The organism is Methylobacterium sp. WL116 (genome assembly GCF_008039455.1).
GTDB lineage: Bacteria > Pseudomonadota > Alphaproteobacteria > Rhizobiales > Beijerinckiaceae > Methylobacterium.
The window spans coordinates 1-2,753 of the sequence record NZ_VRUV01000564.1; the positions used below are offsets into that span (position 1 = coordinate 1).

Sequence of the window (2,753 nt, forward strand, 5' to 3'; positions counted from 1 at the left end):
CTCTTCCGGCGTGCGCGCGGCCGAGGCCTTGCCGCCCGCCTTGCCGCCCTTCTCCCCGCCCGCATGCGCCGCCGGGTGGCCGGTGGCCTTGCCCCGGCCGGAGCCGCCGGGCTTCTTGCCGCCGCCGTCGTCCTTGTTGACCGTCGCCCAGGCGCGGGCCTCGGCCGCCTCATCGGGCACGCCGCGCTTCTCGTACGAGTCGGCGATGTGCTCGGCCTTCCGCACCTGCTTGTCGGTGTACTTGCCCTTGTCGCCCTGCGGCATGATCGACCTCGCGTCTCCGCCCGATTCACCCGTCCGCCGGCGCAGCGTCCTCAGCCGGTCCCGGTCGGCCCGTCGAGGACGGCGCGCACGCGACGGATCAGGTCCGTGCGGCGGTAGGGCTTGTTCAACACGTCGAACTCGGATCCCCCCGCGTCGGTTCGCTCCAGGCTCGCCTCGGCGTAGCCGGTGGTGAGCAGCACCTTGAGCCGCGGCTGCCGGCGCCGCGCCTCGCGGGCGAGCATCACCCCGTTCATGCCGCCGGGCATGATCAGGTCGGTGAAGATCATGTCGATGCGGTCGTTGCCGTCGAGGATCTCCAGGGCTTCGCGCCCGTTCCCGGCCATCAGCGTGACGTAGCCGAAGTCGCGCAGGATCGTCCGGGCGAGCTCGGCCACGTCCTCGCGGTCGTCGACGATCAGGATGGTCTCGGTGCCCTGGCGCTCGATGGCGCGGGCCGCCGGCTTCGGCGCCTCCTTCACCCCGGTCTCGGTCACCGGGAACGACAGGCGCACGGTGGTGCCCTCCCCCTGGACCGATTCGATCTGGGCCGCGCCGCCCGACTGCTTGGCGAAGCCGTAGACCATCGAGAGGCCGAGCCCGGTACCCTTGCCCTCCTCCTTGGTGGTGAAGAACGGGTCCATCACCCGCGCCAGCACCGAGGGCGGCATGCCGGTGCCGGTGTCGGTGATCGAGACCCGGACGTAGCGGCCGGCGCGCAAGGGGCCGGTCCCGGTGATGTCGCGCTCGGACACGTCGAGGTTCTCGGTGACGATGCGGATGCGGCCGCCCTCCGGCATCGCGTCGCGGGCGTTGATCATCACATTGAGCAGCGCGACCTCGGCCTGGGTCGGGTCGACCCGGCAGTTCCACAGGTCCGGCGCCGGGTCGTAGTCCACGGTGATCGCCTCGCCGACGGAGCGGGCGACCATGTCGCGCATGCCCTCGATCAGGGCGTTGAGGTTGACCGCGCGGCCTTCCAGCCGCTGCTTGCGCGAGAAGGCGAGGAGCTGCTGCGTCAGCGTCGTGGCGCGCTGCGCGGCCTGGCGGATGTTGTCGGCGGCACGCCCGAGGCGGCCCTTGTCGGCATCCGGCTTCTCGAGCCCGGCGCTGAGGATGTCGACGTAGCCGACGATGACCTGGAGCAGGTTGTTGAAATCGTGCGCGATGCCGCCGGTGAGCTGGCCGAGCGCCTCCATCTTCTGGGCCTGGCCCAGGGCCTCCTCGGCGTCGCGGCGGCGCGACACGTCGAGCTGCGAGGCGAAGAAGTACAGCAGCTCCCCCGCGGTGTCGTAAAGCGGCGAGACGAACAGCGCGTTCCAGAAGGTCGAGCCGTCCTTGCGGTAGTTCAGGATCTCGGTGCTGTACTCGCGCCGCTCGTCGATCGCCGCGCGCACCTGCGCGACCGCCTCGCGGTCGGTCTCCGGTCCCTGCAGGAAGCGGCAGTTGCGGCCGACGATCTCCTCGCGGCTGTAGCCGGACATCGCGATGAAGGCGTTGTTGGCGAAGATGATCGGGTTGTCGGACTGGCGCGGGTCCGTCACCGTCATCGGCATGCGGGTCGTCTCGACGGCCGCGAAGAAGATCTCGTTGCGCGGGTCCGACATGGCGGAGACGGACCCGGTGCCGACACGGGTGGTGCGGCCGGTCGGCGGTGTCTCGGGCGTCTGGGTCATGTCGACGGGGTCTCATCCTTCGGCATCGGTCGGCCGCTCCATCGCTTCGTTCGACGCCGGCGAGTCGCTGCGCCTGCGCAAAAGCGTTCTGGCGCACGATCCGGATCGACACCACCGCGATAACGCCAGGGGGCGCCCGGGCGATCCCGGCATTCTGGCGAAGGTCAGGCTCGCGCCGAAGCCGAAAGCGCGGATACCGCCCGGCGAGCCGGTTTCGCGCATCGGCGAAGGCGTGAAAACCCGCTTCGCCGCCCAGCCGTCGCGCCGGCCGGTGCACGACGTCGCCCACATCGTCGACCGCCGCCGCTACTCGGCGGCCTGCGGCAAGCGGGGCTCGGATCGCGCGGCAGGATGCGCCGGCGCCGCCGCCGGCATGCGCGAGACCGCGATTGCGTTCTCGATCGCGTCGTTGAGCGTCGTGACCAGGAAGTCGGCCGAGGTCGCCCGGCGCAGGCGATCGAGGGTGGCGGGATCGCGCTCGCCCCAGAACCCGACGAGGACGCTGACGCCCGGCACCGCGGCGCGCGCCTGCCGCACGGTGAAGCGGATCTGCGACAGGCTCACCGGCTCGAGATAGGAGAAGCAGATCATCGCCAGGCTGCCGACATCCTTCGGCCGCGCGCCGGCGCGGATCGCGGACATCGCGATCACCTCGGAGCGCAGGCCGTGGCGGTCGAGGGTCTGGCTCAGCATCAGCGTCGCCGCCTCGTCGAACGGGCCGCGGCTCGAGACGCAGAGCACCGGCACCGCGCCGCGCCAGGCCGGCGCGAGGTCCGAGGGCTTGAGCACGACGGCGGCGACCTTGCGGTCCGGCCC

At 71.5% G+C, this 2,753-nt stretch carries 2 protein-coding genes and 1 pseudogene; all 3 read right to left on the reverse strand.

Translation table 11 applies throughout. The features are described 5' to 3' along the window. On the reverse strand, positions 1-264 hold a 264-nt coding region (locus tag FV223_RS24525), incomplete at its 3' end, for a plasmid stabilization protein (protein WP_147729411.1). A 50-nt stretch (positions 265-314) separates the two neighbouring features. Beyond that, complete coding sequence (locus FV223_RS24530; RefSeq protein WP_147729412.1) at positions 315-1,937, reverse strand: hybrid sensor histidine kinase/response regulator; 1,623 nt, start codon at positions 1,935-1,937, stop codon at positions 315-317. 306 nt (positions 1,938-2,243) lie between these two features. Continuing rightward, positions 2,244-2,753 (reverse strand): annotated as a pseudogene (locus FV223_RS24535) (AI-2E family transporter); the annotation flags it as partial.

Excerpts from the sequence above, each read along its gene's own strand:
- FV223_RS24530 (WP_147729412.1), bottom strand. The coding sequence starts at position 1,937 with ATGACCCAGACGCCCGAGACACCGCCGACCGGCCGCACCACCCGTGTC.